The sequence below is a fragment of the Gemmatimonas sp. genome (genome assembly GCF_044345575.1).
Taxonomy (GTDB): Bacteria; Gemmatimonadota; Gemmatimonadetes; order Gemmatimonadales; family Gemmatimonadaceae; genus Gemmatimonas.
On sequence record NZ_JBIJAW010000330.1, the window covers coordinates 1 to 3614 of the forward strand.

The following is a 3614-nucleotide window of genomic DNA, read 5'->3' on the forward strand; positions in this document are numbered from 1 at the left end:
ATGTGCCCGATGTGCACTTCGTGAACCTCCAGGCGCGTGACGTAGCTGGTCGTCCGACGCCCGCGCTACCCAAGGGCAAGCATTGGACCGACGCGGCGGCTCAGCTCACCGACTTCGCCGAAACGGCACGCGTCCTGCGCGAGCTCGACCTCGTCATCGCGGTCGACAGCGCGGTGGCGCACCTCGCGGGAGCTCTTGGTGTTCCTTGCTGGCTGTTGCTTCCGCGCATCGGGCTTGACTGGCGTTGGGCCGCCGAGCGGGCGGGTGAGCCAGTGTGGTATCGCTCCATGCGCACCTTCCGGCAGCGTGAGCCGGACCAATGGCGCGACACCCTCGTGGAGGTGCGCGAGGCGTTGCGCGGACACATGACTGACAAGCGAAACGCGCGGGTCGCCTGAGGCACCCGCGCGATCGTGCATGTACGTCCGCCCGTACGCGGAAGATTCAGCCGCGCAGTGCCGCCACCCGCTGCATGATGTCGTCGAGCGCCGGCCCCCACTGCATGGCCTCCCGCTGGCGAAGGAGCGTCATATTGCCGTACCATGGCGTCGTCTGTCCCTTTGCGCCCCAGCGATAATCGGGGGCGAGGGGAAGACAGACGATGGTGGGCACGCCCAGCCCTCCCGCCAGATGCGCCACGGACGTATCGACGGTCACCACCAGATCTACGCGACGCAGGGCGTGCGCGGAGTCGGTGAAGCTATGGCAGTGCACACCGATGTCGGTGATGCGCTCGTGTAGCGATGCCGGGAGCACGGAGTGTACGGCCGGATGTTTCTGCATGGCCACGAACCGCACATTCGGGATGGCGAGAATATCGGCGAGCAGGTCGCCCTTCATCGACCGCCGGTGGTCGTTCGTGTGCAGCGGATTGCCGGCCCACGTGAGTGAGACCGTCGGCGTCCCGTCGCGCGGCAACAGCGATTCGACAGCCGGCGGACACGTACCGGCGGGACGCAGATAGTCACTGCCGTCGAGCGTGCGTTCGGTTATCCCGAGCGCCGCGAGCAGCGACATCACGGGAATGTGCCGGTCATGCACCGGGACGGCGCTTCCCGTGGCGGTGACGGAGGCCATGCCTTCGACGGTGCCGAGCAGTTCCACCAGTGGTGCGGGGCAACGCCAATGCACTTGGGCGCCGCGCGCGGCAAGCAGGCGCGCAAACCGCGCGCACATGATGCTGTCGCCCAAGCCCTGCTCGTGCTGTACGAGCAGGCGAGTACCCTCGAGCGGCTCGTTGCCGGTCCAGCGCGGGGAAGTGAACTTCTCCGTGAAGAGCACGTCTGCGCTGATGGCGGCCTCGCGCGATTCAAGCTCGGCCCACCCCTGCGCCCAGTCGCCGAGGGCTACCATCGTCATGCCGTGCTGCATTCGCCCCTTGGCGTTACCGGGCTCGAGGGTGAGAGCCATGGCATAGACTTCCCGAGCACCGGCCCAGTCGCCCATGTGTTTCAGGATCTCGGCCAGGTTGTTCAGCGCCGCCACATTAGTGGGATCGAGCGCCAGGGCGCGCTCCACGGACTGGAGCGCGAGCGGCTGATAGTCCATCGCGCACAGCACCCCCGCCACGTTGTTGGCCGCATCACTGCGATCGGGGAATCGTACCGCCACTTCATTGAACTCCCGTAACGCATCGCCGAGCCGGCCAAGCTTGTAGTAGGTGCTGGCCAGATCGCGTCGCGGGTCGTGCAGATGAGGTACGGCTTCCACAGTGCGAACGAACAGCGGAATCGCGTCGGCCAAACGGCCGGTGCGCACGAGATTACGCGCCTGCTCGTGCCAGGTCTGCCACGCGTTATCGGTCTTGCGGGCGGGACGCGGCGGCGTGAAGCGGGGGACGGACGATTTCATCGGAGGCCTCGATTCAGGCGGCAAATGAAGCGGAACTGTCCGCATCTGGTGTGAAGGCGGTACCGCGGTCGTTGGCGAGATCGTCGAGATAGCGCGCGTAACTTGACTTGCCGTGCTGCTGGGCGAGGAAGAGCAGCTGCGTGCGACCGATCCACCCGAGCCGGAAAGCGATCTCCTCTGGGCAGGCGATCTTGAGTCCCTGCCGCTCCTCGATGGTCTGGATGAACGTGGAGGCCTGCAGGAGCGACTCGTGTGTACCCGTATCGAGCCACGCCGTGCCGCGTCCCAGCATTTCCACATTGAGCATGCCGCGGCGTAGGTACTCCTTGTTCACGTCGGTAATCTCGTACTCACCGCGCGCGCTGGGCTGGAGCTGTCGCGCGATATCGATCACGCTGTTGTCGTAGAAGTACAACCCCACCACGGCAAAATTGGAACGCGGATGCTCTGGCTTCTCCTCGAGCGACACCACGCGACCGCGCTCGTCGCGCTCCACCACGCCATACGCGCGCGGATCGCGCACGAAGTAGCCAAAGATCGTGGCACCCTGATCCCGCTCGCGGGCGGCATGCAGACGTGGAACGAAGTGAGCACCGTAGAAGATATTGTCGCCGAGCACCAGGCATACCGAATCGTCACCGATGAAGTCGGCGCCGATCACGAACGCCTGTGCGATACCGTTCGGCACGGCCTGTTCGGCGTACGACAGCTGCATCCCCCACTGGGAGCCGTCGCCGAGCAGGTCGCGGAATCGCGGAAGGTCGGTGGGGGTGGAGATCACCAGGACTTCACGGATACCCGCCAGCATGAGCGTGCTGAGCGGATAGTACACCATGGGTTTGTCGTACACGGGGAGCAACTGCTTGCTCATCGCGCGCGTCAGCGGGTACAGGCGCGTGCCGGATCCGCCGGCGAGAATGATCCCTTTCATGCGTCCCCCGAAAGACCCAGCCGGTTGGCGCGATAGTCACCCGAGAGGATGCGTCGCCACCAGGCTTCATTGGTGAGGTACCACTGCACGGTGGCGCGCAGGCCATCGGTCAGTGAATGGGTTGGACGCCACCCGAGCGACTGCTCAAGATGGGTGGCGTCGATGGCATAGCGGTGATCGTGGCCCGGTCGATCGGTGACGAAGGTGATCTGCGCGGCGTAACTCGTCCCATCGGCACGCGGGCGCAACTCGTCGAGGCAGGCGCACAGTTGCCGCACGAGATCGATGTTGCGCACTTCGCTGCGGCCGCTGATGAGATAGGTGTCGCCGACTGCGCCAGCGGTCGCGACGTGCTCGAGGGCGGCTGCGTGGTCCTCCACGTGCAGCCAGTCCCGCACGTTCGCGCCTGTGCCGTACACCGGCAGGGACTCCCCGGAGAGTGCCCGCACGATCATGTGCGGAACGAGTTTTTCGGGAAACTGGCGCGGCCCGTAGTTGTTCGAACAATTCGTCACCAGCACCGGCAGTCCATACGTATGCTGCCAGGCGCGGGCGAGATGATCCGACGCCGCTTTGGTGGCCGAGTACGGGGAGCTGGGGTTGTAAGGCGTCTGTTCGGTAAATGCACCAGCATCGCCCAGCGAGCCGAACACCTCATCGGTGGACACGTGCACGAAGCGGAAAGCACTGCGATGTGCGTCGTCCAGTGCACGCCAGTGCCGTAACGCCGCTTCGAGCAGTACGAACGTACCCATCACGTTCGTTTCGACGAAGGCGCGGGGCCCGTCGATGGAACGGTCGACATGCGACTCGGCCGCGAGGTGAAACACGA

General features: G+C 65.2%; 4 protein-coding genes. 1 reads left to right on the forward strand and 3 read right to left on the reverse strand.

Features of this window, described 5'->3' with window-relative positions; genetic code table 11:
- Nucleotides 1-398, forward strand: a 398-nt coding sequence (locus ACIQ6O_RS14525) for a glycosyltransferase family 9 protein (RefSeq protein ID WP_396208498.1), incomplete at its 5' end; no start/stop codon positions are given.
- A 46-nt stretch (nt 399-444) separates the two neighbouring features.
- On the opposite strand, the gene ACIQ6O_RS14530 is transcribed toward ACIQ6O_RS14525, so the two are convergent.
- From ACIQ6O_RS14530 to rfbB, 3 genes are all read right to left on the reverse strand, one after another.
- Nucleotides 445-1851, reverse strand: a complete 1407-nt coding sequence (locus ACIQ6O_RS14530; RefSeq protein ID WP_396208499.1) for a tetratricopeptide repeat protein — start codon at nt 1849-1851, stop codon at nt 445-447.
- Nucleotides 1852-1864: 13 nt separating this feature from the next.
- A complete protein-coding gene (gene rfbA, locus ACIQ6O_RS14535) occupies nt 1865-2782 on the reverse strand; it encodes a glucose-1-phosphate thymidylyltransferase RfbA (protein WP_396208500.1) in 918 nt (305 codons plus the stop codon).
- Nucleotides 2779-3614, reverse strand: an 836-nt coding sequence (rfbB, locus tag ACIQ6O_RS14540; RefSeq protein ID WP_396208501.1) for a dTDP-glucose 4,6-dehydratase, incomplete at its 5' end; no start/stop codon positions are given. The genes rfbA and rfbB, both read right to left, overlap by 4 nt.